The 25,514-nt window shown below is 72.1% G+C and carries 21 protein-coding genes; 13 read left to right on the forward strand and 8 right to left on the reverse strand.

The features are described from left to right. Positions 1-119 precede the first annotated feature (119 nt). Positions 120-2,741 (reverse strand): UvrD-helicase domain-containing protein, encoded by a 2,622-nt coding sequence (locus SACE_RS32145; RefSeq protein WP_009943395.1) that lies wholly within the window; start codon positions 2,739-2,741, stop codon positions 120-122. A gap of 287 nt (positions 2,742-3,028) precedes the next feature. Here SACE_RS32145 and SACE_RS32150 point away from each other — a divergent pair, with 287 nt between their 5' ends. Beyond that, positions 3,029-3,658, forward strand: a complete 630-nt coding sequence (locus tag SACE_RS32150) for a DedA family protein (RefSeq protein WP_009943394.1) — start codon at positions 3,029-3,031, stop codon at positions 3,656-3,658. Between the two features lie 527 nt (positions 3,659-4,185). Next, positions 4,186-4,488, forward strand: coding sequence for a chorismate mutase (locus SACE_RS32155; protein WP_009943393.1), 303 nt, complete (start codon positions 4,186-4,188; stop codon positions 4,486-4,488). 130 nt (positions 4,489-4,618) lie between these two features. On the opposite strand, the gene SACE_RS32160 is transcribed toward SACE_RS32155, so the two are convergent. Further along, the gene (locus tag SACE_RS32160; RefSeq protein ID WP_009943392.1) at positions 4,619-5,941 is read right to left on the reverse strand and encodes an MFS transporter; all 1,323 of its coding nucleotides are present in this window, start codon (positions 5,939-5,941) and stop codon (positions 4,619-4,621) included. A 17-nt stretch (positions 5,942-5,958) separates the two neighbouring features. Continuing rightward, entirely contained in the window at positions 5,959-6,765 is an 807-nt protein-coding gene (locus tag SACE_RS32165; protein ID WP_009943390.1) for a 3-hydroxybutyrate dehydrogenase, read from the reverse strand. A 149-nt stretch (positions 6,766-6,914) separates the two neighbouring features. On the opposite strand from SACE_RS32165, the gene SACE_RS32170 reads away from it, so the two are divergent. The 6 genes from SACE_RS32170 (at position 6,915) to SACE_RS32195 (ending at position 13,875) form a co-directional block, all read left to right on the forward strand. Beyond that, entirely contained in the window at positions 6,915-7,223 is a 309-nt protein-coding gene (locus SACE_RS32170; RefSeq protein WP_011875121.1) for a hypothetical protein, read from the forward strand. Positions 7,224-7,330: 107 nt separating this feature from the next. Continuing rightward, positions 7,331-8,065, forward strand: a complete 735-nt coding sequence (locus SACE_RS32175) for a PIG-L deacetylase family protein (protein WP_009943387.1) — start codon at positions 7,331-7,333, stop codon at positions 8,063-8,065. A gap of 37 nt (positions 8,066-8,102) precedes the next feature. Continuing rightward, a complete protein-coding gene (locus SACE_RS32180) occupies positions 8,103-9,062 on the forward strand; it encodes a hypothetical protein (RefSeq protein WP_009943386.1) in 960 nt (319 codons plus the stop codon). A 170-nt stretch (positions 9,063-9,232) separates the two neighbouring features. Then, positions 9,233-10,198 carry a hypothetical protein gene (locus SACE_RS32185; protein ID WP_009943385.1) on the forward strand — a complete coding sequence of 322 codons (966 nt, stop codon included), beginning with the start codon at positions 9,233-9,235 and terminating at the stop codon, positions 10,196-10,198. Positions 10,199-10,681: 483 nt separating this feature from the next. After that, positions 10,682-12,127, forward strand: a complete 1,446-nt coding sequence (locus tag SACE_RS32190; protein WP_009943384.1) for a serine/threonine-protein kinase — start codon at positions 10,682-10,684, stop codon at positions 12,125-12,127. 257 nt (positions 12,128-12,384) lie between these two features. Further along, positions 12,385-13,875 carry a serine/threonine-protein kinase gene (locus SACE_RS32195; RefSeq protein WP_009943383.1) on the forward strand — a complete coding sequence of 497 codons (1,491 nt, stop codon included), beginning with the start codon at positions 12,385-12,387 and terminating at the stop codon, positions 13,873-13,875. Positions 13,876-14,013: 138 nt separating this feature from the next. Here the strand turns inward: SACE_RS32195 and SACE_RS32200 are convergent, their stop codons facing one another. Further along, on the reverse strand, positions 14,014-14,940 hold the full coding sequence (locus SACE_RS32200; protein ID WP_009943382.1) for a LysR family transcriptional regulator: 927 nt from the start codon (positions 14,938-14,940) through the stop codon (positions 14,014-14,016). A 172-nt stretch (positions 14,941-15,112) separates the two neighbouring features. On the opposite strand from SACE_RS32200, the gene SACE_RS32205 reads away from it, so the two are divergent. Further along, a complete protein-coding gene (locus SACE_RS32205) occupies positions 15,113-16,084 on the forward strand; it encodes a DMT family transporter (RefSeq protein WP_009943381.1) in 972 nt (323 codons plus the stop codon). 640 nt (positions 16,085-16,724) lie between these two features. On the opposite strand, the gene SACE_RS32210 is transcribed toward SACE_RS32205, so the two are convergent. Next, positions 16,725-17,396 carry a response regulator gene (locus SACE_RS32210; RefSeq protein ID WP_009943379.1) on the reverse strand — a complete coding sequence of 224 codons (672 nt, stop codon included), beginning with the start codon at positions 17,394-17,396 and terminating at the stop codon, positions 16,725-16,727. 120 nt (positions 17,397-17,516) lie between these two features. Then, positions 17,517-18,881, reverse strand: coding sequence for an ATP-binding protein (locus SACE_RS32215; RefSeq protein ID WP_021341372.1), 1,365 nt, complete (start codon positions 18,879-18,881; stop codon positions 17,517-17,519). Between the two features lie 153 nt (positions 18,882-19,034). Here SACE_RS32215 and SACE_RS32220 point away from each other — a divergent pair, with 153 nt between their 5' ends. The 3 genes from SACE_RS32220 to SACE_RS32230 all read left to right on the forward strand — a co-directional run bounded on the left by SACE_RS32220 (position 19,035) and on the right by SACE_RS32230 (position 21,759). After that, positions 19,035-20,261, forward strand: coding sequence for a PspC domain-containing protein (locus SACE_RS32220; protein ID WP_231849865.1), 1,227 nt, complete (start codon positions 19,035-19,037; stop codon positions 20,259-20,261). Further along, complete coding sequence (locus SACE_RS32225; RefSeq protein ID WP_009943375.1) at positions 20,254-20,472, forward strand: hypothetical protein; 219 nt, start codon at positions 20,254-20,256, stop codon at positions 20,470-20,472. Before SACE_RS32220 ends, SACE_RS32225 begins: the two co-directional genes overlap by 8 nt. A 264-nt stretch (positions 20,473-20,736) precedes the next feature. After that, positions 20,737-21,759: a LacI family DNA-binding transcriptional regulator gene (locus tag SACE_RS32230; protein ID WP_011875125.1), complete on the forward strand. Its 1,023-nt coding sequence runs from the start codon at positions 20,737-20,739 to the stop codon at positions 21,757-21,759. Positions 21,760-21,790: 31 nt separating this feature from the next. Here the strand turns inward: SACE_RS32230 and SACE_RS32235 are convergent, their stop codons facing one another. Next, complete coding sequence (locus SACE_RS32235) at positions 21,791-22,261, reverse strand: GrpB family protein (RefSeq protein ID WP_009943373.1); 471 nt, start codon at positions 22,259-22,261, stop codon at positions 21,791-21,793. Positions 22,262-22,928: 667 nt separating this feature from the next. On the opposite strand from SACE_RS32235, the gene SACE_RS32240 reads away from it, so the two are divergent. Continuing rightward, on the forward strand, positions 22,929-23,843 hold the full coding sequence (locus SACE_RS32240; protein WP_009943372.1) for a glycoside hydrolase family 16 protein: 915 nt from the start codon (positions 22,929-22,931) through the stop codon (positions 23,841-23,843). Between the two features lie 43 nt (positions 23,844-23,886). Here the strand turns inward: SACE_RS32240 and guaA are convergent, their stop codons facing one another. After that, positions 23,887-25,473, reverse strand: a complete 1,587-nt coding sequence (gene guaA / locus SACE_RS32245) for a glutamine-hydrolyzing GMP synthase (RefSeq protein ID WP_009943371.1) — start codon at positions 25,471-25,473, stop codon at positions 23,887-23,889. Positions 25,474-25,514 lie beyond the last annotated feature (41 nt).

The raw sequence follows: 25,514 nt of genomic DNA on the forward strand, positions 1-25,514 counted from the left end.
TCGGAGCCGCGGGGTGTGGCCAAGCACTGTCTTCCGGGCCCGAACGTGAGCCCCGACCGGAGGTCGTCGTCAGGGCTTGGTCAGTGGACTCGGCTAGGGCTTGCTCAGGAAGGACTCGGCTAGAGCTTGGTCAGGGGGACGCTGCCGATCAGCATCAGGCGGACCGTGCCGGAGCTGCCGAAGTCGATGGTCGCCGTCGCGCGCGGCCCCTCGCCCTCGGTCGCGATCACCGTGCCGAGTCCGTACTTGTCGTGGGTGACCCGGTCGCCGGCATCGAGCTTGATCGCGACGGCGTCCTTCCAGCCCTTCGCCGGGGTCGAGCGCATACCGCGCTCGGCCAGCCCCGCCTGCGCCGAGTCGGAGCCGCCGCGGTCGAAGCCGCTGTTGCGCCGACCCCAGGTGCTGCGCACCTGCGGCGCCGCGCGCTCAGGCTCGATGCGTCGCCAGTGCACCAGCTCGTCCGGGATCTCGGTGAGGAACCGGGACGCCGGGTTGGTCATCGGCTGGCCCCACGCCGAGCGCATCAGGGCCCGCGACAGGTAGAGCCGCTGCCGGGCCCTGGTGATTCCGACGTAGGCCAGGCGCCGCTCCTCCGCCAGCTCCGCGGGCTCCCCGAGCGCGCGCATGTGCGGGAAGATCCCGTCCTCCCAGCCGGTGCAGAACACCACCGGGAACTCCAGTCCCTTCGCGGTGTGCAGGGTCATCAGGGTGACCACGCCGTCGCCGGAGTCCGGGAGCGAGTCGGCGTCGGCCACCAGCGAGACCCGCTCCAGGAACGCTGAGAGCGAGTCGTCGGCGGGCAGCCCGAGCGCGGCCTCGTCGTCGTCCTCCGCGGCGGGCTCGGCGGGTGCGACCACCGCCTCCGCGGACGCGTGCGCATCCTCGTCCCCGGTCGCGCCGTCGCCGGGTGCGGCAGCGTCCTCCGCGGAGTTGCCCAGGTCCGAAGTGTTTTCGCCCAGGTCTCCCGCCGCATCGTCCAAGTCCTCAGCGTTGTCGCCCGGGGCCGCCGCCGGCTCCGGCGACCGCGCCTCGATGAACTCCCGCGCCACCGTGACGAGCTCGGTCAGGTTCTCCACCCGGGTGGCGTCCTGCGGGTCGTCGCTGTCCTCCAGCTCGGCCCGGTACCCGGTGCGGTCGAGCACCGCCTCCAGCACGTCGGCGACGTCGGACTCCGCGGCGATCCCGTGCAGCTCGTCGAGCATCTCGACGAAGCCCGCGATCGCCCGCTGCGACCGGGTGTTCAGCAACGGCACCTCGCCGGCCGCGGCCTTGCGCAGCGCCGCGGCGAAGGAGATCCGCTCCTGCTCGGCGTGCGCGGCGACCACCGCCTCCGCGCGGTCGCCGATGCCGCGCTTGGGCACGTTCAGGATCCGCCGGAGGCTGACGGTGTCCTCCGGGTTGTCCAGCACTCGCAGGTAGGCCAACGCGTCCCGGACCTCGCGGCGCTCGTAGAAGCGCACCCCGCCGACCACCCGGTACGGAAGGCCGAGGCGGATGAACACCTCCTCGAACACCCGCGACTGGTTGTTGGTCCGGTAGAACACGGCGATGTCGTTGAAGGTCGCCTCGCCCTCGTCGACCAGCCGGTCGATCTCCCCGGCGACGAACGCGGCCTCGTCGTGCTCGTTGTCGCCGACGTAGCCCACGATCTGCTCGCCGTCGCCCGCGTCGCTCCACAGCCGCTTGTCCCGGCGGTTGGGGTTGCGCCGGATCACCGCGTTCGCCGCGGAGAGGATCGTCTGCGTGGAGCGGTAGTTCTGCTCCAGCAGGATCGCCCTGGCCTCCGGGTAGTCGCGCTCGAACTCCTCGATGTTGCGGATCGTCGCGCCGCGGAAGGCGTAGATCGACTGGTCGGCGTCGCCGACCACGCACAGCTCACCGGGCTCGACGGTCTCCTCGCCGGACTCGTCGGCGTCCGCCTCGGAGTCGGCGTCGGGCTCGCCGGGCCGGTTCGTGCCGACGAGCTCGCGGACCAGCACGTACTGGGCGTGGTTGGTGTCCTGGTACTCGTCGACGAGCACGTGCCGGAACCGGCGCCGGTAGTGCTCGGCCACCGCCGGGTAGCCCTGCAGCAGCTCGACCGTGCGCATGATCAGGTCGTCGAAGTCCATCGCGTTGGACTCGGCGAGCCTGCGCTGGTAGGCGGTGTAGACCTGCGCGACCTTGCGCTCGACGTCGTTGCCCGCGCGTTCGGCGGCGTCCTCGGGGGTGAGCAGCTCGTTCTTCAGGTTCGAGATGTGCACCGCGAGCGTGCGCGCCGGGTAGCGCTTGGAGTCCAGCTCCAGCTCCCGCGCGATGATCGTGATCAGCCGCCGCGAGTCGTCGGCGTCGTAGATCGAGAAGTTCGACGACATGCCGAGCGTCTTGGCCTCGCGCCGCAGCACCCGCACGCACATCGAGTGGAACGTCGACACCCACATCGCGTTCGCCCGGCGGCCCACCAGGTCGGCCACCCGCTCCTTCATTTCGGCGGCGGCCTTGTTGGTGAACGTGATCGCCATGATCTGCCCCGGGTGCACGCCCCGGGCCAGCAGGTAGGCGATGCGGTTGGTGAGCACCCGGGTCTTCCCCGATCCCGCGCCCGCCACGACCAGCAGGGGCGAACCGCTGTGCTCGACCGCGTCGCGCTGCTGCGGGTTCAGCCCCGCCAGCAGGTCCTGCGGATCGGGTCCGCGCCGTTGGGACGGGGTTTCCGCCGGTCCGGACGATCCGTCCTGCGGGAGATCGAAAAGGGTGCTCATCGCCGCTCCACGTTACCGGCACTCCCTGACAGCCCGTGCGGTCCCGGCCCGCACCCGCACCGGCCCGCATCCGGGGACCGGCTGGGGACTTCCCCGATCCGCCGAGGGGGCGCCGACCGCGACCGTGGTCGGGCACCCGCTCCCGCGACACCGCCTCCGGGTCGGCGGCGCGCGGCCGGACCGCCACGGGTCTCGGGACACGTCGCAGCCGGACGCTTCGAGCACCGGGTCGGTCCGGCGACCGCCGGCCACCCGGAACCGAACCGAGGCAGAAACGAGCCGTCCGCATGACCTGGTTTGCCGAGATCGACACCGCGATACGGGACTTCGTGGCCTGGGCGTCCGCGCTCGATCCCTGGTTGTGCGTGCTGGCGGTTCTCATTGTCCTCTCCCTGGAGACCTCCCTGTTCGTCGGCTTGCTGGTGCCCGGCGAAGCGGCCCTGCTGCTGGCCGTCGGCGTGCTCGGGGCGCGGTGGGCGCTGCCGCTGTTCGGCGTCGCGGTGCTGGCCAACCTGATCGGGCAGACCGGTGGCTACTGGCTCGGCCGAACGCTCGGACCGGGCCTGCGCCGCACGTGGGCCGGGCGCAAGATCGGCGAGCGGCGCTGGGCCGCGGCCGAAGCGATCGTCCACGGCTCGGGCGGCCGGGCGCTGATCACCACGCGGTTCGTGGCCGTGGTGCACGCGGTGGTGCCCGCCGTGGTCGGCACGCTGCGCATGCCGTTCCGCCGCTTCCTGCTGCTGGCCGCCGTCGGCGCCGCGCTGTGGGCGGCGGTGCTGACCACGGCCGCGGTGGCGCTCGGCGAGGCGGCGCGCGTCGTCGGCTACGGCTGGATGGCGCTGCTGCTGACGTGCGTCGGCGGCGGTGGGGCCGGTGTCGTGCTGTTCCGGGCCGCGCGGCGGCGACGGACCTCGTGACAGCGCTGCCGTCCGAGGCGCCGAACGCCGTGGCGTCCACGACGCGGAACGCCGTGCCACGGAAGTCCGTGACGCGGAGGGCTGCGACGCGGAGTTCTGGGCCACGGCGGGCGGGGTCACGGCGGGCGGGGTCACGGCGGGCCGTGACATGACGGACAGCGACATGGCGGGTGGGGCCACGGCGGGCACGTACGGGAAGCCGGTGATCTTCGCTCACGAGTCCACGTTTCCCGCGGTTCAGGCCACCTTCAAGGAGATTCACTCGAACAAGCGATCGATACTGTCGGCGTCCGCTCATTTCCCACCTCGCGGGAAGAACAGCCCAGCACATGGCAGTGCCGAACCGGGCTGTGGCAGACTGGTCGCGTGCTGACGCAGAGCTACGAGTTTTTCTACGGGCCCGGGACTCCGGCGCCCGTAGCTGCGTGAGCTCCACACACACTACGAACGCCCCGGGGTCCTCGACCCCGGGGCGTTCGCGCGTCGGGGTCCGGGAACCACGGGCGCACGAGCCGGAGGGCGACCTCATGAACACCACCGTGGATGGTGACCAGCCGCGATCCGAAGTGTCCGCCGAGACGGGCACGGCGGATGCGATCGCCGGATTCCGCAACGAGATCGACCACCTGGACGCCGAGATCCTGCGGCTGGTCAAGCGCCGGGCGGAGGTCTCGCGCCAGGTCGGTGAGGCCAGGATGGCCGCGGGCGGACCGCGCATCGTCTACAACCGCGAGATGGACGTGCTCGCCCGCTACCGCGAGCTCGGGCCGGAAGGCCGCGAGCTGGCCATGATCCTGCTCCGGCTCGGCCGGGGCCGCCTCGGCCGCTGACGGCGGGCCCGGCACAGCCGCGCCGGCGCAGGCTCGCAGCCGGGGCACCACCCGAGTGCCCCGGCAGCCGGGCCTCCGGCCACGCTTCCGCGAGCATCGTCGATCCCGCCGACAACGGCCGCTCGCGGCGCTACACGGCGTGGTCCGCCGCGAGATCGCGCGTCCGCGTCTCCGGCGACACGACCACCGCGATGATGGTGATCACCGAGCACAGGGCCACGTAGATCGAGATCGGCAGCGACGAGCCGAAGGCCGCGAGCAGCGCGGTTGCGATGATCGGCGCCAGCGAGCCGGCCACGATGGAGGCGAGCTGGTAGCCGATGGAGGCGCCCGAGTAGCGCACCCGGGTGCCGAACAGCTCGGCGAAGTAGGCCGCCTGCGGCCCGTACATCGCGCCGTGGAACACCAGCCCCACCGTGGTGGCGAAGGTGATCACGAAGAACGACTTGGTGTCGAGCATCGTGAAGAACACGAACGCCCACAGGCCGGTGCCGACCGCGCCGACCAGGTACACCGGTCGACGGCCGACCCGGTCCGAAAGCGCTCCCCACAGCGGGATGCTGAGGAAGTGCACGATCGCCGCTATCAGCGACGCGTTGAGCGCGACAGAGCGCGGTAGCTCGAGGAACGTCGCCACGTAGGTCAGCACGAAGGACGTCAGCACGTAGTAGACGACGTTCTCGGCGAACCGGGCACCCATGGCGATGAGCACCTCGCGCTTGTACCTGCTCAGGACCTCCATGATCGGCGCGTGCTGCTCGGTGCCCTCCTCCGCGGCCTTGCGGGCGGCCTCCACGAACAGCGGCGACTCGGCCACCGCCAGCCGCACCCACAGCCCGATCAGCACCAGCACACCGGAGAGCAGGAACGCGATCCGCCAGCCCCAAGCCAGGAAGGCCTCGTCGGACTGCACCGCGGCCAGCACGGCCAGCACCGCCGTGCCGAGCAGGTTGCCCAGCGGCACCCCGGCCTGCGGCCACGAAGCCCAGAAGCCCCGGTGCTTCGCCGACCCGTGCTCGGAGACGATGAGCACCGCACCGCCCCACTCGCCGCCGATGGCGAAGCCCTGGATGAGCCGCAGGAGCGTCAGCAGCAGCGGAGCGGCCAGCCCGATGGTCTGGAACGTCGGCAGCAGACCGATCAGGAACGTGGCCCCACCCATCAGGACCAGGCTCAGGACCAGCAGCTTCTTGCGTCCGAGCCGGTCGCCGTAGTGGCCGAACACCAGCCCGCCCAGCGGGCGGGCGACGAACCCGACGGCGTAGGTGATGAAGGCCAGCATCGTGCCGATCAGCGGATCGCCAGCCGGGAAGAACAGCTTGTTGAACACCAACGCGGCGGCGGAGCCGTAGAGGAAGAAGTCGTACCACTCCACCGTCGTGCCGACGAGGCTCGCGCCGACGACCCGCGACGTGGCGGAACGGGTGGGGACGTTCGCGGAACCGGTGCTCATCGCGACCTCTTTCCGGGTCAGTGGGCGGCCCAGCCACCGTCGATGGGGAACGACGAGCCGGTGACCGAGCTGGTGCCCGGCCCGCACAACCAGACCGCCAGCGCGGCCACCTCGTCGGGCTCGACCAGCCGCTTGACGGGAGTGCGCGCCAGCAGCACGTCCTCGACGACCTGGGCCTCCGGCACGCGGTGCAGGACCGCCTGCTCGGCGACCTGCCGCTCGACCAGCGGCGTGCGGACGAACCCGGGGCATATGCAGTTGGAGGTGACGCCGTGCGAGGCGCCTTCGAGCGCGATCGTCTTGGACAGGCCTTCCAGCCCGTGCTTCACCGTCACGTACGCGCTCTTGTAGGGCGATGCGCGCAGACCGTGGATGGAGGAGACGTTGATGATGCGCCCCCAGCCCCGGTCGTACATGCCCGGCAGGGCCGCGCGGACGATCCGGAACGGCGACTCCAGCATCACCGCGAGCATCCGGCTGAAGGTGTCCGGCGGGAACTGGTGCACCGGTGCCACGTGCTGCATGCCCGCGTTGTTGACCACGACGTCGGCGCCCGGGCCGACCTCGGCCGCGGCGTCCGGGTCGCTGAGGTCGACGATCCTGGCCTCGCCGCCGATCTCGGCCGCGACCCGCTCCGCGGACTCGGCGTTGCGGTCCACGACCAGCACCGAGGCCCCAGCCTCGGCCAGCCGCCGGGACACCGCCGCCCCGATGCCGCTGCCCCCACCGGTGACGACGGCGCGCCTGCCCGCGAGGAAGGTCGTGCCTGCACCCCCGCTTTCCCCGGAACCGTTCGCATCGAGGTCGTCCGAGCGGTCACTCATAGCCCAGGAACCTATGCGTGATTCGAGTCTCAATCCAGAGGATCGTCACAACCTTTTGGTCCACTTCGGCGACGCGGCCCGCGCACCCCGGGACGATTTCCGGGATATCACCCATACCGGGCGCGCCCCGAGCAGGGCAGACTGGGCACATGGGTCTTGTTGTCTTCCTCGTGACGCTCGTGGCGGTACTCGCGGCCGCCGGATACGCGGGGTACCTCGCGATGCTGACGTCGGCAGCCAAGAAGCGGCCCGGCGGCGGACCGGCCGTGGACTTCGCCAAGAAGCGGATGCCGGTCGCGGGCGCCATGCTCGGCGTGACGCTGCTGGCCATGCTGATCGGCACAGGTGAGAGCTGGGGGGCGGACGTGTTCGCGGTGCTGCTCGCCGCGGGTGGCGGCGTCGGGTCGGTCAAGGCGCTGCAGACCAGCCAGAGCCGGTTCCGCGAGGGCCAGTACTGAGCTTCCCGGTCGGCGGCGCGAGCGGTGCACCACCGATAGTGTGTTACTCGAAGTAATCACACGACCCCGAAGCGTCGCCGCCACGCGGCCGTCCTAGTCTGGTCGCCATGACCACCGCACCGGACTCCCCGACGGGGACGCGCCGCGCGCTGGTGGTCGCCGCGCACCCCGACGACGTCGACTTCGGGTCCGCCGGGACGGTCGCGTCGTGGACCGCCGCGGGCATGCGGGTCACCTACTGCATCTGCACCAACGGCGACGCCGGCGGTTTCGACGCCACGGCGCGCGCCGACATGCCCGTGATCCGACAGCAGGAGCAGCGCGCCGCCGCGGCCGCGGTCGGGGTCACCGACGTGCACTTCCTCGGCTACCGCGACGGCCAGGTCAGTGCCGATCTCCAGCTGCGGCGGGACATCACCAGGATGATCCGCACGGTCCGCCCCGACCGGGTGCTCACGCACTCACCCGAGATCAACTGGGCCCGCATCGCGATGTCGCACCCGGACCACCGCGCCGTCGGCGAGGCGACGCTGGCCGCGGTGTACCCGGACGCCCGCAACGAGTTCGCACACCCCGACCTGCTGCTCCAGCACGGGTTGCGCCCCTGGCTGGTGCCCGAGTTGTGGATGTCGGAAGCCCCCGACGAACGGGCCAACCGGGCCGTGGACATCACCGACCACTTCGAGGCCAAGCTCGCCGCGCTGTCGGCGCACCGCTCGCAGACCGGGCACCTGGACGACCTCGAAGGCTCGATCCGCAGACACCTGGCGCGCACCGCCGAGCGCCACGGCATGACCGTGGGCAGGCTCGCCGAGGCGTTCCACGTCGTCGACACGTCCTGAAGGCCGGTCCCGCCGGCACCGAGAAAGTCGAGACCCGATGGACCGCGGCAGAACCACCGGCTGGACCGGCCAGATCGACTGGCCGCCCACGCCCGCAGCACCACGGCACGGACGGCACCGCAAGACCGGCTCGGCCGGTGCCTGGACGCCGGTCGTCCCCTCGCGGAAGCGCTGCACCGGCAGCGCCTTCCAGCGGATCGACCCGCTGGACGACACCGGCCCGGTGGGCGGACTGCACGAGTTCGACCTCGGCATGGTGCCCGCGTCGGTGACGCCGCCGCCGACCTGGCGGCGCGCCGGGTGGTTCGCGGTCGCCTCGTCCGCCGCCGCGCTGAGCGGGCTGATGTGGGCGACCTCGACGCTGGGCGGCCAGACCACGGTGCAGGGCATCGACCTGCCCGGGATGCCGCGCGGCGGTGACTACCCGCCGCTGGATCCCTACTACCTGACCGGCGACCCGACCCGCCCGAAGGCCAGGCCGACCGGATGGGTGCGGTCGCTGCCCAGCGCCGAGGCCCTGTCCAGCCCGGTGCCGGTGCCGCCGGTCGCCCGCAGCGCGTGGCCCGCCTCGCCGTTCGACTCGCTGGCGCGGCCAGACTCGCTCGCGCGGCCCGGCGAGGACGCCGACGTGCGGGCGCCGTCGCGGACCGCGGAGCGCACGGAGAGCGCGGAGCGTCCGCAGGTGCTGGCCGCGGCGGACACCGGGCAGGTGACGCAACGGACCCACGGCTACTACGCCGCGGTCGCCTCCGGCGATCTCCGCGGGGCCTACGCGATGACGACCGGAGAGCTGCGCGAGGCGGGCTTCGGGGCCTTCGCCGCGCGATACGACGACGCGGGGGGCCTCGAGGTCGTATCGGTCCGCGACGTCCCGGGAGGGGCGGTGGTGACGCTGCGCCTGACCGGCGCCGACGGCGCGGTGACCACGCAGCGCCGGCGGCTGGGGTTCACCGGCGGCGACGACCCGCTGGTGCACAGCGACGAGCGGGTTTCCTGAGTTGGCCCGGTAGCGCCATGCCCCGCGCACGGAGCGTGATCACTGCTCCGTTCGGGTAGTACTGATCGCCCTCTTCAGGTGAACTCGTCGCCGGTTCTTTCCTCCCGGGGCGTTGTGCGGGGTACGAGTGCATCCGGACAACGCTGACCACCGGACGCGCGAGGAAGACCGTGGACCGCTTATCGACAGGGCGCAGACGCGACCGCGACGGCTCCATCCCGGTCTCGGAGCTGATCAAGCGCGAACCGGACCGCCCTTCCCACGGCCGCACTTCCCACGACGGAACGCGCCACGCGGCCCGCGGCGGCCGCGCGGCCCCCGGCGCGCCGAACACGGCAACCCACGACGCGACTGGCCGCAGCACTCACGACGCGACTGGCCGCAGCGGCAACGCCCGGGCGCCCCAAGGCGCAGCGCGCCGCACGGTCCTCGGCTCGAAGGCCCGCACCGCGCAGGACGACGAACGGACGCGCCACGAAGAGCGGGCCGACGAGTTGCTGGCGGACTCGGTCGACGCCGACGCGGGCCCGCCGCCACCGCTGGCGGCGCGGCTGGCCTTCGGCGTCCTCGGAGTGGCGCTGGTGCTGGGCTCGGCGGCGATGTCCTCGATGATCATCTCCCGGCCGACCCCGGTACCCGCCGCGCGCACGGAGCCGGTCGACGGGGCCCTCGCCCTGCGACCCGACCTCGTCCGGGACGCGCGCTGGCCGTTCACCTCGCCCGCACCGGAGACGGCGACTGCCAGGGCCGGCGATCCGGTGGCGCCGCTCACCAGTGCGCCACCGATGCCACCACCTGCCGTGAACCCGGCCGCGGGCAGCGACCGGTCGGCGGTCCTGCTCGTCGACGAGCTCTACCGGCGGCTGGACTCCGACCCTGCCAGCGCGGTCGAGCTCCTCGCACCGGAGCTCGTGGACGGCCAGGGCGCCGAGCTGGCCGCCTCCTGGCGGGACGCCTCGTCGGTGCAGGCCCGCCCGGTTTCGGCGCAGGCCGGGACGGTGGTCGCCGAGGTGGAGCTGGGCTACCAGGGCGGCGACCGCGTCGTCCTGCGCCACCAGTTCACGGTGGAACCGGGCGTGCGGCAGCGGATCTCGGGCGCCGAACTCATCACGGCCAGGCATTTCGACGCCGGCTGACGCCCCGTCCGGGGCATCCGGCGGTGGTTTTCCACAACAATGCGGCAACGACGTGGAGCTCCCACGACGCCGGGTTCACCACCTGCTGGGACGCCCGGAGAACCGGGCAGGACCGCGGTGGTTGCCGCACGCAACGGGTTCGGTCCGCCACGAAGAGCCAGCAGAACCCCGATCAACTGCGAAAACACCGTGAGACTCGCAACGACCGGGTGCGGCGGAGCCCCGCGCGGGAGGTAGCGTCGTGATCGGTGGCATCGATCTGCCGACTTCGGGCCTACGCGAATACGACGTCGGCTAGGCTCCCTTAACGCGGACGGGTCGAGCCGACCGGCCAACCCAGGCCGCGCTGAGAACGTGTACATGTCGGAGGGCCGGACCCGGTCCGCCAAATCCGCCGATGTTCGGCGGGGCCGTGCACCCGGGATCGCTCCCGGGTCGCCAGCGGAGCTCGAAGGACATCGATAGCAGTACGGGGAGACGTCGGTGAGCGACGAAGGTCGCCTGGTCGCCGGACGCTACCGAGTGCAGCGACGCATCGGCAGTGGCGCGATGGGCGTGGTGTGGGAGTGTGTCGACGAGCGCCTGCACCGCACTGTCGCGGTCAAGCAGTTGTTGCTGCAGCCTGGACTTGATCCGGGTGAGGCCGAGGAAGCGCGGCAGCGGGCAATGCGGGAAGGTCGGATCGCGGCACGCCTGCAACACCCGCACGCGATCTCGGTCTACGACGTAGCCGAGGACGAGGGCCAGCCTGTGCTGGTCATGGAATACCTGCCATCCACCAGCCTCGCGGCGATGATGTCCGAGCACGGGCCGCTGCCGCCGCGGGAGGTGGCACGGATCGGCGCCCAGGTGGCGGCGGCGCTCGGCGCCGCGCACGCCGCGGGCGTGGTGCACCGGGACATCAAGCCCGGCAACATCCTGCTCGGCGACAACGGCACGGTGAAGATCACCGACTTCGGGATCTCCCGCGCGCAGGGCGACGTCCAGGTCACCAAGACGGGCATGCTCGCGGGCACGCCCGCCTACCTGTCGCCGGACGTGGCGATGGGCCAGGAGCCCACGCCGGCCTCGGACGTGTTCTCGCTCGGTGCCACGCTCTACGCCGCGATCGAGGGCAGGCCGCCGTTCGGGCTCAACGAGAACACCCTCGCGCTGCTGCACGCGGTCGCGGCGGGCAAGGTCGACCCGCCTCAGCAGGCGGGCCCGATGGCCGATCCGCTGATGGCGATGATGCAGAACCGCGTCGAGGACCGGCCGGACATGGCCCAGGTCCGCGAGATGCTGCAGGCGGTCGCCGACGGTCACGCGGTCACCTCGGTGCCCACCGTGGCCGCACCGATCCCGCCCGCCATCGCGCCGGACGCCTCCAGCAGCCACCCCGACCTGGCTCCGACCAGCGTCGTCGGTGGCGGCGGCGGGCAGGACGGGACCGCGGTCGCGGCCTACGACGAGGACCCCTACTCCGAGCAGCGGCAGTACGAGGACGCCACCTCGTACATGGGCTCGGACACCCGCGGCGACGCCGCGATCTACGAGAAGCCCCGCCGCAGCAAGCGGCCGGTGATCGTCTCCGGCATCGCGCTGGCGGCGGCCGCGGTGATCGCGGTGCTGGTGGTCTCGGCGATGTTCACCCAGAACCCGCCGACCGTGCCTGCCACCCAGCAGAGCAACCAGCCGTCCGCGGCACCGCCGCCACCGCCGACCAGCGAGCCGGAGGAGACCGAGTCCTCCGAGGAGGACGAGCCGACCACCACCCGGCAGACGCAGACCCGCACCCAGGCTCCGACGTCCTCGGTGAGCAGGCCGACCTCGACCAGTGGGAGGCCGACCTCGACCCAGGACGATGAACCCACCACCGAGCCGGAGCAGCCGACCTCCAGCAGGAACACTCCGAGCGGCACCGCGTCGTCGAACGGAACGACGGGCTGAGCTCCTCCGCCGTGGGCCGGGGCGGGTACCGCTGGGTACCCGCCCCGGCTTTCCGCGTCCGCCTCGGGCCCTCCCGGGGGACGACCGTCCGGGCGGGCCCAGTAACGTTGAACACTGTCCGGTGAAAGCTGGCCACGGGGGTCCGGTCAGTACCGTCCAGCCGAAGGCACAGCCACTACCAGGAGACACCTGTGAGCGCCGAGGGTCGTTTGATAGCGGGTCGCTACCGCTTGGAACAACAGATCGGCAGTGGCGCGATGGGCGTGGTGTGGCGCGCCGTCGACGAGCGCCTGCACCGCACCGTCGCCGTCAAACAGCTGCTCCTCCAGCCGGGGTACACCCCGGAGGAGACCGAGGAGGCCCGCCAACGCGCGATGCGCGAGGGCCGGATCGCCGCGCGGCTGCAGCACCAGAACGCGATCGTCGTCTTCGACGTCGCCGAGGACGAGGGCCAGCCGGTGCTGGTCATGGAGTACCTGCCGTCGCAGAGCCTCGCCTCGGTGATCAGCGAGAAGGGGCTGGTGCCGCCGCAGCAGGTGGCCCGCATCGGCGCCCAGGTCGCCGGCGCGCTGGCGGCGGCGCACATGGCGGGGATCGTGCACCGCGACCTCAAGCCGGGCAACATCCTGCTCGGCGACAACGGCATGGCCAAGATCACCGACTTCGGCATCTCGCGCGCGATAGGTGACGTCTCGGTCACCAAGAGCGGCATCCTGGCCGGGACCCCGGCCTACCTCGCACCCGAGGTGGCGCTCGGCCGCGACCCCGCGCCCGCCTCCGACGTCTTCTCGCTCGGTTCGACCCTGTACGCGGCGATCGAGGGCGAGCCGCCGTTCGGCGTGGACGAGAACGCGATCAGCCTGCTGCACCGCGTGGCGCGCGGGCAGATCGAGCCGCCGCGGCAGGCGGGGCCCATGACCGCGGCGCTGATGCAGCTGCTGCGCCCGGACCCGGTGGACCGGCCGACGATGGCGCAGGCGCGCAACCTGCTGCAGGCGGTGGCCGACGGCAGGCCGGTCCCGGCGCCCGCGCCCAACGGCTGGCAGCAGAAGCCACCGCCGACGACCGTCGGCCGCTCCGAGTCGCCCGCCACGCGGGTCGGTCCGCCCAGCGGCGGCAAGCCCGCCGCCGCGCAGACGACCGCCACCGCGGCCCCGCAGCCGTCTGCCGAGCCCGCGCAGCGCAAGCCCCGGCAGGCGCTGCTGTGGGGCATGGCGATCATGATCGCGGTACTGCTCGGCATCCTCGTCGCCAACGCGCTCAGCAGCGGCTCGCCCAGCGACCAGGGCCAGCAGCAGACGCCGCCGCCTGCAGGCACGCCGGCGCCCCCGCCGGTCACCAGCGCCCCGGTGAAGGCGACGACGTCGGCCGCGCCGGCCACCACCTCCAGCGCCGCCGCGACCACCAGCTCCCAGCCGCCGACGTCGGCCGGGAAGCAGCCGTCCGCCGCGGAAATCGAGGGCGCGGTGCGCACCTACTACTCGCTGGTGCCCAAGCACCTCGACCAGGCGTGGAACATGCTCGGGCCGTCGTTGCAGGCCCAGGGCAAGGAATCCTACGAGCGGTTCTGGAAGCGGATCGAGAAGGTCGAGATCACCGCCGGTCCGCAGTACAACGGCGGCGACAAGGTCGCCGTCGGCATCCGCTTCACCACCAAGGACGGCCGCACCAGCAGCGAGCGGCACGTGCTGGGCATGGTCGCCACGACCGACGGCAAGCCGCTGATCAACACGGACCAGAGGCAGTAGGTCCGGCTCCTTTCGGCGAGCCCCGGCTGCCATGGCAACCGCAGACTCACGGTTGCTCGTCCGGTCCGGCGGCGGTGGTTCCGTGCCGGGCAGGCAGTTGCCCTTCGGTTCAGCGGCCCGGGAATCTGACCCTCTTCGCTAGCCCGCGGGATCCTGCGCGGGCCCGGCGAAAGCTCCTGCGTCGGCCAGCGCGGCGAGCATCGTGCGCGTGGTCGGCTGCTCCGCCACCGCCTCCCGAACCGCGACGTAGACCTTGCGGACCGGTTCCGGGCGGCCTACCGAACGCACCACCACCCCGGGGTGCACGACGTCGAGCGCGAACCTCGGCAGCAGCGCGATGCCCAGCCCGGCCGCGACGAAGCCCTGCGCCGAGTACCCGCCGTCGGTGCACAGCGCGATCTTCGGTTTGAAGCCCGCGCTGGCGAAGGCGTCGTCGAGGGATTCCCCGCACGGTCCCGTCGAGTTCATGACGGTGTCGACCCACTCCTCGTCCTGCAGCCGGGCGAGGTCGATGCGCTCCTCGCCGCACATCGGGTGTCCCTTCGGCAGGACGACGTGGTACGGCTCCCTGACCAGTTCGAGCACGCGCACGCCGCGCAACTCGGGGGCTTCGCGACCGACCACGATGACCGCGATGTCGGCCGCACCGGATGCGACCTCGCCGAGTCCTCCGTCGTCGTCCACCATCTTCAGGTCCAGCCGCACCTCCGGGCGTTCGGCGCGGAACTTGGCGACCGCGGGCGGGATCAGCGCCACGCTCGCGGTGTGGAAGAACCGGACCCGCAGCAGCCCGGTGCGTCCGGCGCGCAGGTCGGCCAGCTCGATCTCGGTGCGGCCCAGCAGCTCGGCGAGGTCCGCCGCGCGCTCGGCGAGCAAGGTCCCGGCGGGTGTGGGACGGACGCCGCGGCCCGCCTTCTCCAGCAGCGCGATGCCCGCCTCGCGTTCCAGGGTCGAAAGCTGCTGGCTGATCGCGGAAGGCGTGTACCCCAGGTTCGAAGCGGCGGCGCTGACCGAGCCGCTGGTGACCACCGCGCGCAGCACCTGCATCCGTCGTGCGTCGAGCATGGGAACCACGTTACAGCACTTCTGAATGGTTGGTTGAGTTTATTTCACTTGTCCTTACTGCTTGGTGGGCCGAAGCTTGAGGAGCAGATCGGTTCGGCCTGCACCGAAGCTTCCCGGCCATACAACGGACGGGTCCCCGGTACCGGACCGGTGGAGGCAACGCGGAGGGGCGATGAACAATCCAGCCAGCTACTACCGCCTCGCGGCGCTCGCGCTGCTGTGGGGCTCCAGCTTCCTGCTCATCAAGGTCGCGCTGGAGGCGCTGTCGCCGACCCAGGTCGCGCTGACGCGCATCGTGCTCGGGGCACTGGTGCTGGTCGCGCTGTGCGCGGTGCGCGGCATCCGGCTGCGCGGCAGCGCGGCGCTGTGGCGGCGGATCGCCACTGCCGGGCTGTTCGCCAGCGCGCTGCCGTGGGTGCTTTTCGGCGTCGGCGAGCAGACCGTCGCCTCGGGCCTCACCGGCGTCATCAACGCGACGACGCCGCTGTGGACCGCCTTGTTCGGCATGCTCCTCGCGCGTGAGACGCCGCCGAAGTCCCGGCTCGCCGGACTCGGGGTCGGCTTCGCGGGCGTCGTGCTGATCTTCGCGCCCTGGCAGGGCGGCGACCTGCTGACACCGGGCGTGCTGGCCTGCCTCGGCGCAGCGGCGTCCTACGGCGTCGGGTACGTCTACATCGGACGGAAGCTCACCGGGGAAAGCCTGCGGGAGCACGGACTTTCCCCGCTGGCGCTGGCGGCGATGCAGATGATCGCCGCAGCGGGTTTCGCGGCGATCGCGCTCCCGATCGACGGGTTGCGGCCTGTGCACCCGGAGCCGCTGGCCCTGCTGTCGCTCGCGGTGCTGGGCGTGCTCGGAACCGGCATCGCGTTCGCGATGAACTACCGGCTGATCGCCGACGAGGGCGCCACGACGGCTTCGAGCGTCGCGTACCTGATGCCCATCGTCTCGGTGCTGCTCGGCTGGCTGGTGCTCGACGAACAGCTCGGTGCGCGGGTGCTGACGGGCATGGCCCTGGTCCTGGCGGGCGTGCTGCTGCTCCGGCGCTCGAACCGGCCGACGACGGAGAAGCCGCGGATCGTGCGGGGCCTCCTGCGGGGCTCGAAGCTCTACGCCGAGCTGGCGACGAACCACCCGGGGAAGTGACCGCGGGCGTATCGGGCGGTGGTGGGGGCGGCTTGCCTGTGGCGGGATGCTGGCTCACTCGCGGGGGAGGCGGTCCCGGCGAGTCGGACACCCGACTCACCAAGCGCGTGTCAGAAGACCAACCCGACTCACCGAGGTGTGGCGGAACCAATTCATCCCGGTGTGTCGGGACACCGACACAGCCCTGACGAGGCGGTAGCCCCACGTACGGAAGGGGACGGGATACCGACTCACGGGAGGCGATGTTCGGTCTGGCGTGTCGGGCACCGCCACAATTGCCGGTGAGGCTGGGCGTACATTTCCGAGGGACCGCCCCGCTGCCGCGTGTGGTCGGGCATCGACACAGCCTCAGCGACTCGGACACCAACACAGCCTCAGCGACTCGGACACCAACACAGCCCCAGTGAGTCGGGCGCCCGACTCACTGGGCGCGCGTCGGAAGACCGACACACCGGAGCCGACATGCGGGCGCATGTTGCGTCGAGTCCAACAACCGACTCACCGTGCGCGTGTCCGCACCCAAGCGTGGCCCAACGCATTCGCCGACACCGCTACGACGTTCAGGCACACCGACCCCCAACGCGCCGCCCGCGCCGGGACGCCGGGCGCCGTCGCGAGCCCGCCACCACCGCCGTCGGCGTCAGACCAGGCGGCGGTCGGTGGCCCACCTGGACAGTTCGTAGCGGTTCGAGAGCTGGGTCTTGCGCAGGACGCTGGAGACGTGCGTCTCCACGGTCTTCACCGAGATGAACAGCTCCGAGGCGATCTCCTTGTAGGCGTAGCCGCGGGCGAGCAGCCGCAGGACGTCGCGTTCGCGCGGAGTGAGCAGGTCGAGCTCGGGGTCGCCTACCGGCGCCGAGTTCGGCCCCTCCGCGAACGCGTCGAGCACGAAGCCCGCGAGCCTCGGGGAGAACACCGGGTCGCCCGCCGCGACCCGGCAGACCGCGTCCGCCAGTTCCCGCCCGGAGATCGTCTTCGTGACGTAGCCGCGCGCACCGCCTCGGATCACCGCTATGACGTCCTCGGCCGCGTCGGACACCGACAGGGCCAGGAAGACCACGTCGGGCTGCTTGCCCCGCACCTGCCGCAGCACCTCGGCGCCGCCGCCGTCGGGCATGTGCACGTCGAGCAGCACGACCTCCGGCTGGTAGTGGCCGATGCCCGCGATCGCCTCCGCGACCGACCCCGCCTCGCCGACCACCTCCACCTGGTCGGCCGCGGTGGCGAGCTCGGCCCGGACACCGGTGCGGAACAGCGCGTGGTCGTCGACCAGGAACACCCGGACGGGACGGCTGTCGTTGGGTTCACTCACCGTTGGCTCTCCTTCTCACCACGCGTCGACCGCACACCGGCACACACCCGCGTCCACCGCATACCGCACACCTGCACACAACCACGCGCCCGCACACCAGCAGCGCACCGGCCGGCGCGCTCACTGGGCGCCCGCCCGCGGCATGTCCATCTGCACCTCGGTGCCCGCGCCGGGTGCCGTCCGCACCCTGACCCGACCACCGTTGCGCTCCATCCTCCCCCGGATCGAGTCCGCGAGGCCATGCCGGTCGCCGGCCACGCTGTCCGGGTCGAAACCGGTGCCGCGGTCCCGGACGTAGATCGACACCTGGTCGGGTTCGACCTCCGCGTAGACGCTGACCTCGGCGACCCCGGCGTGCTTGGCGGCGTTGACGATGGCCTCGCGGGCCGCCGCGAGCTGCGCGGCGTGCCGGTCGTCGACGTCGCAGTCGCCGACCACCACGTGCTGGACCTTGATCGCGAAGGCGTCCTCGACCTCGCCGCACGCCTTGGCGAGGGCCGCCGCGAGCGTCCGCGGCTCTGCCTCGGCCTGCGCGCCCTCGCCGGTGCCGGGCACGGTCCCGGGCGCGGAACCACCCGAAGTGCCGGACCCGACCGAGCCCGTGCCACCGGACCGGCCGTAGCCGTCCGGCCCGTAGAGCCAGTTGCGCAGCTCGCGCTCCTGCCCGCGGGCCAGCCGCCGCACCTCCCTCGAGGAGTCGGCCTGCTTCTGGATCAACGCGAGCGTCTGCAGCACCGAGTCGTGCAGGTGGGCGGCGATCTCGGCGCGCTCCTGCGAGCGGATGCGGCTCGCGCGCTCGGTGTTGAGGTCGCGGACCAGCCGCATCCACCACGGGATGGTCAGCACCGCGGACCCGATCAGCGTGGCCAGCACCGCGGTCAGTACGAACTGCAGGTCGCCCAGCGGGATCCTGCCCACCAGGAACGACACGATGCCCGCGATCACCAGCACCGCGCCCGCGACGATGCGGATCAGCGAACCGCGGCGCCCGCCGCCGAGCAGCGCCCCGGCGACCCCGGACCGCGCGCCCTCCCGCCAGCGCCTGCGCTGCGACTCGTCGGCCTCCCGCCAGATCACCGCGGCACCGACCAGCGCCACCGCGAACGGCGTCAGCAGCCACGTGGGCAGCGTCCCGAGCGCCGAGACCAGCGCGGTCAGGCCGATGCCGAGGATCAGCAGGCCGACGCCCTGCTGGCGCTCCCTGCCGGAGATGTCGGTGTCCCGGCCCGCGGCCTGCGGCACGAAGATCCAGAACATCCCGTAGGCCACGACGCCCGCGCCGCCGAAAGCCGCGGTCACGGCGAACACCGCGCGCACCCAGAGCACGGGGATGCCCAGGTGGTCGGCGATCCCCCCGCTGACGCCCGCGACGATCCGGCCGGTGCGCCGCCGCCACAACCTCTCGACCTCGGGCGGCGGTGCGGCGGGCACCGCACGCTGCCGGATGGCGACGTCCGGTCGGGTCTGCTGTTCCGCTGTGCGCATCTTCTCCCGCTTGCGCCTGGCACGGGCTCTCACAACAACGATGGTCACACGTGCGCGGGGGCGTGGACATCAGGGAACTTCCCGCGTCCCTCGGGGCGCCCTCAGGGGCGTCCCTGATTCCGGGCGCGCCACCACCGGGCGATAGTTGGAGCCATGAGTGGGACTGCTGGCTTGGGCCGGTCCTCGACCGCGAAGTTCGAGGAGACGCTCCGGGACTTCTGGGCGAACCGTCCGGTGCGCCCGCGCCGCGGCGGCAAGATCGCCGGGGTGTGCGAGGCGATCGGTCTGCGCTACGGCATCGATCCGGTGCTGGTGCGCATCGTGTTCGTGGTCGGCGCGTTCTACACCGGGGCCGGGCTGGTGCTCTACCTGCTCGGCTGGTTGCTTCTGCCCAAGGAGGACGACACCGGGGGCGCGAACGCCGGCAAGCGCTCCACCTCCGCCATCGTCGCGCTGGTGGTCATCATGCTGCTGATCCCGGCGATGATGTGGGCGATGCGGCTGGAGGGGCTGATCGGGCTGGTCATCGGCTTCGGCGCCGTCTACCTGCTGCACCGCAACTACCGCGAACGCGGGGTGACCGCCCCGTCGCGCGACGCCGCTGCGGCGGAGGGCAACACCTGGGTCTACCCCGGTGCGAGCGCGCCGCAGCAGCCCCTCAGCGAACTCGGCCAGGACGTGCGCACCCGCCCGGAGCCACCCGCCTGGGACCCGCTGGGCGCCGCACCGTTCGCCTGGGACCTGCCCGAACCGTCCGAGCCGCAGCCCGAACCGGCCCCGGCCCGGCCCAAACGGCGCTGGGTCACGCTGGTGACCCTCGGCATCGCGGCGTTCGCCGGCGCGATGTCGGTCACGGCCGCCAACCCGCTGTCCTTCACCTTCGCGCTCACGCTCGCCGTGCTTGGTGCGGGCATGATCATCGGAGCGTTCCTGCACGCGGGCCGCGGGCTCATCGCGTTCGCCATCCCGGTCGCCGCGCTCGCGGTGGTGATGGCGGCGATCCCGGTGGGCGGACCGTGGCGCGGTGTCGAGGACATGCAGCGGACGTTCGAGACGGTCGAGGAGGTCGGGCCGCACTACGCGACCTCGGTCGGCAACATCGAGCTGCACATGGACGACATGGCGATCACGACCGGGCAGAACCTGCGGACCAGCGCCGAGGTGGAGCTCGGGGCCATCACCGTGTACGTGCCGCGCAACGCCGACGTGACCGCCAAGTGCACGGCGGGGCAGGGCATCGCCACCTGCCTCGGCCAGGAGCGGACCGGGCAGAACGCCCGCATCGAGGGTTTCGACGCCGGTCCCGACGGTCCCGGCGGCGGCAACATCGACCTGGACCTGCGGGCGGGCGCGGGCAGCGTGGAGGTCATCCGTGACTGACGACATCACCCCCGAGACCACCGGAGCGGTCGCCAAACGGCAGACCCCGGACGGCATCACCCTCACCGCGGGCGTGCTCGCGGTGGCGCTCGCGGCGCACGTGCTCATCGGCGGCTCGGGCGCGACCCTGCTGTGGGTCATCGCGGTCGGCTCGGTCGGCATCGGACTGCTGATGCTGCTGGCCTCCCTGCGAGACCGGCGGAGGAAGTGAGCGGGGCCTAGACGGCACCAGCGCCCCAGGAGCACGCCTCCCGGGGCGAGTTGCCTCGGACCAGATCTCGCGCGCTCCACACTCGCTAAGTCATGGGACTTTCTTGATCAGACGCCCGGACTATCCGCCAGCTTTTGATCTCGGTCCGTCAATCGGTGTCGCTTTGTACTGTCAGGGCACAGGTACCGTGATGAACGGGCAGCACTCCCCTTCGCGCCTCGGTCGCTCTCTACACTCGTCGCAGCCGTCGAAGGGGGAGGTTGCGTGCTCAGGGCTGACGGGCGTCCGACGCTGGAAGACGTCGCCGCCAGAGCCGGGTTGTCCCGCGCCACCGTTTCCAGGGTCATCAACGACTCCCCGCGGGTGAGTCCGGAGGCGCGGGAGCTCGTGCGGGTCGCGGTGCAGGAGCTCGGCTACGTCCCCAACCGCGCCGCGCGCACGCTGGTGACGCGCCGGACCGACGCGGTCGCCCTGGTGCTCTCCGAGCCCGAGAACAAGTTCTTCGACGACCCGTTCTTCGCCTCGACCGTCCGGACCGTCTCCCAGCACCTGTCGGCCGCCGACACGCAGATGGTGCTGCTGCTGGTGCACCGGGAGGACGACCACGAGCGGATCGCCCGGTACCTCTCCGGCGGCCACGTCGACGGCGCGCTGGTGCTGGCGCCGCACCTCGACGACCCGTTGCCGGAGGCGGTGCGGGACCTGCCGCTGCCGATCGTGTTCGGCGGGCGTGTGGGGATACCCGAGACCGGGCTGCACCTGGTCGACCACGACAACGTCGGAGGCGGCAGGCTCGCCACCGAGCACCTCGTCGGGCTCGGACGGCGGACCGTCGTGACGGTGGCCGGACCGGTCGACGAGTACGCGGGCATCGAACGGCTCGACGGCTGGCGCCAGGCGACCGGACTCGACGACCAGAAAGCGGCGAACCGCAGCGAGCGCGCCGACTTCACCGAGGACGGCGGCGAGCGCGCCATGACCGCCCTGCTGCAACGCGTGCCCGAGCTCGACGCGGTGTTCGCGGCCAACGACCTGATGGCGGCGGGCGCGCTGCGCGCCCTGCACGCGGCGGGCCGCCGCGTACCGCAGGACGTCGCGGTCGTCGGCTTCGACGACCAGCCCGCGGTCGCCCCGCGGACCGACCCGCCCCTGACGACCATCCGGCAGGACCCCTCGCTGCGCACCGAGCACATGGTGGACCGCATGGCCCGCCTGATCGCGGGCGAACCGGTGCCGACCGGACGCACCGTGCTGCCGGTGGAGCTGGTCCGGCGCGAGTCCGCGTAGCGACGCGGGCGGAAGCGGCGGCCCCGGTAACTCACTGTCCCCTGTGGACACCGCGACCCGTGTGCTCGTATCGGTGCTGGTACAGATCGAAGAACGCCGTCTTCGCCCGGGTGTAGGCGTCGTAGTCGGCGTCGTGGGCGTGAGTTTCGGCGGCCTCCAGCTTCATCGCCTCGTAGGCGCTGCGGCCCGCGGGGTCGGCGCGCAGCCAGTTCCGGAAGGCCACCGTGTACGACCACCACGGGCTGCCGAGCAGGCGCACGTGCAGGATCGAGGGCCGTACCGGGTCGCCGCGCGAGTACAGCCGCTTGCGGTAGGCGTCGGCCGGGGCCCGGCCGGGGTCCCTGATCTGGTCGCGGTGGACGCCCGGCGAGTCCGGACGGGCGCCCCGCTCCGGCAGGTAGCCGATCGCGGCCAGGACCTCGTCCGTCGCCGAACCTTCCTCGGGCAGCGCGGAGACCCCGATCTGCAGGTCGACGAAACGCTTGGCGCGCAGTCCGGGCACCGAGGTCGACCCATGTGGTCGTAGGTCCAGCTGCCGTCGTCGAGACCCGCTTGGCGCAGGGCCTCGCGCAGGCGCGTCAGCAGCCGCCGCGCGGTGACGGGCAGGTCGGGGTCGTGCTCGTGCAGGACGGCGGGCCCCGGCCGGAGTCGTTCGATCCCGGCCGCGTGCCGCGCGAAGGGCATCAGCCGCTCGCACCACAACCGCTCCACCTGCTCGCGGACGGCCGCGTCGGGGTGCAGCACCACGTCGGCCGCGGTTTCGTCCGCGTCCGCGCCCCGGGTGTCGACGACCACGGCCGCCGCGCCTGGACGTTCCAGGACCGCGACGTCGAGCAGTCCCACGACGTCGTGCTCGCGCAACCGCTCGGCCACCTCGTCCGAGCACAACCCGGCCACCACCTCGACCCGCAACGCCGCCACGCGCTCACCCCTACCGCATCCTTCGACCTTCCACCGGTACAGATGCCCACCCGCCCCCCGGGGTTGCACGCCCGGCCGCGGGCGAGCGGGCCCGTACGAGCGGCGGTGCGGCCGGATGACGCAATTCCGGTGCGCCTTGATCGATACGGAACTTCACACGCTGATCGACATCCACAAGCCTGGGAGCGCTCTCACGTCAGGGCCATCGCACACGGCGACAACGGCCCACGACCACCGAGGAGGTACTCATGACGGCAAGGCGCCTGATCGTCTCCGGGGCCGCGCTGGCGATGCTGCCGCTGTTCCCGTTCCCCGGCCCGCCGGACGCGGCCGCGTCGGGCCCGGCTCCGGCGCGGGAGGTCTTCTTCGACGACTTCTCCGGTTCCGAGGTCGACCGCGGGAAGTGGAGGATCGAGGTCACCGGCGAGAACTTCGGGACGGTCAACTCCGAGCAGCAGTCCTACGTCGACTCCCCCGAGACGATGTACATCGACCACGACGACGCGGGCACCGGCGCATCCAACGGCGCGCTCGCGCTGCACCCCCGCTTCAAGCCCGGCACCCAGGCCCCCGACGGCCAGACCTACGACTTCGTCTCCGGCAGGCTGAGCACCCAGGACAAGTTCGAGTTCACCTACGGCAGCTACGCCGCCCGGCTCAAGCTCCCCGAGGGCGCGACCGGCTCCGGCCTGTGGCCGGCGTGGTGGTCGCTGGGCGCCGACATCGACAACGGCAAGCCGTGGCCGCAGTGCGGCGAGGTCGACGTGATGGAGAACGTCGGCGAGCCCTGGACGAACGTCTCGCTGCACGGGCCGGAGTACAACGGCGACACCCCGATCCACCAGCGCCAGCACTTCGAGGGCATGGACCCCGCCGACTGGCACGTCTACCGCGTCGACTGGAACGCCGAGGGCTTCACCTTCTTCGTCGACGACCGCGAGATCTACCGCATCACCAAGCAGCAGATGCAGCAGAACGGCTGGAGCTGGGTGTTCGACGACCCGCAGTTCATGATCCTGAACTTCGCGCTGGGCGGCACCTATCCCAGCGCTGTCAACGGCGTGACCGAGCCCTACCTGGGCATCCCGCAGGAGACCGTCGACAAGGTCGCCGCGGGCGGGGTCCGTTACCTGGTCGACTGGGTCCGCGTCGAGCAGCAGTAGTCGGACCTCGGGGTGCGGGAGCCGTGGCCCGCACCCCCGCGGGTCACTCCCACTCGATGGTGCCCGGCGGCTTGGACGTGACGTCCAGCGTGACCCGGTTGACCTCGGAGACCTCGTTGGTGATCCGGGTGGAGATGCGTTCCAGCACGTCGTAGGGCAGCCGGGTCCAGTCGGCGGTCATCGCGTCCTCGCTGGAGACCGGGCGCAGCACGACCGGGTGGCCGTAGGTGCGGCCGTCGCCCTGGACGCCGACCGAGCGGACGTCGGCCAGCAGCACCACCGGGCACTGCCAGATGTCGCGGTCGAGGCCGGCGGCGGTCAGCTCCTCGCGCGCGATGGCGTCGGCGGCGCGCAGCGTCTCCAACCGGTCGGCGGTCACCTCGCCGATGATCCGGATGCCCAGGCCGGGGCCGGGGAAGGGCTGGCGGTGCACGATCGTCTCGGGCAGGCCCAGCTCCAGGCCGACCCGGCGGACCTCGTCCTTGAACAGCGCGCGCAGCGGCTCGACCAGGTCGAACTGCAGGTCCTCAGGCAGCCCGCCGACGTTGTGGTGGCTCTTGATGTTGGCCGCGCCGGAGCCGCCGCCGGACTCGACCACGTCCGGGTAGAGCGTGCCCTGCACCAGGAAGTCGATCTGCTCGCCCTCGGCACCGGCCTCGGCCTGCAGGTCGCGCGCGGCCTGCTCGAAGACCCGGATGAACTCCCGGCCGATGATCTTGCGCTTCTCCTCCGGGTCGGTCACCCCGGCCAGCGCGGCGAGGAACCGGTCGCGCGCGTCGATGGTGACCAGCCGGACGCCGGTGGCGGCGACGAAGTCGCGCTCGACCTGGGCGCGCTCACCGGCGCGCAGCAGGCCGTGGTCGACGAAGACGCAGGTGAGCTGGTCGCCGACCGCGCGCTGCACCAGCGCCGCGGCGACCGCGGAGTCCACGCCGCCGGACAGCCCGCAGATCGCGCGCTTGTCGCCGACCTGCTCGCGGATGGCGGCCACCGTGTCGTCCACGATGGAGGAGGTGGTCCATGCCGGGCGGATGCCTGCGATCTCGTGCAGGAAGCGGCGCAGCACCTCCTGGCCGTGCGGGGAGTGCGCGACCTCCGGGTGGTACTGCACGCCGGCGAGCCCGCGCTCGACGTTCTCGAACGCCGCGACCGGGGTGTCCTTGCTCCCCGCGGTGACGGTGAAGCCCTCCGGGGCCTTGCTCACCGAGTCGCCGTGGCTCATCCACACCGGGTGGTGGCCGGGCAGGTCCTCGTGCAGCGTGCCGCCGTCGCCGGTGACCGCCAGCTCGGTGCGCCCGTACTCGCGGGTGCCGGTGTGCTCGACCGTGCCGCCGAGCGCGGCGGTCATGGCCTGGAAGCCGTAGCAGATGCCGAACACCGGCACGCCCGCGTCGAACAGTGCCGGGTCGATCTGGGGCGCGTCCTCGGCGTAGACGCTGGCCGGGCCGCCGGAGAGCACGATGGCGGCCGGGTCGCGGCGCACGATCTCCTCGACGGGCGTGTCGTGCGGGACCACCTCGGAATAGATCTGGGTTTCCCGCACCCGGCGCGCGATGAGCTGCGCGTACTGGGCGCCGTAGTCGACGACGAGGACGGGGCCCCGCCCCTTGCTGCTAGCGGTACCGGACACGTCGTCGAAACCTCCTGCCGAAAGCTTTGGCCTCATTGTCC

Origin of the sequence: Saccharopolyspora erythraea NRRL 2338 (genome assembly GCF_000062885.1) — a bacterium.
Taxonomy (GTDB): Bacteria; Actinomycetota; Actinomycetes; order Mycobacteriales; family Pseudonocardiaceae; genus Saccharopolyspora_D; species Saccharopolyspora_D erythraea.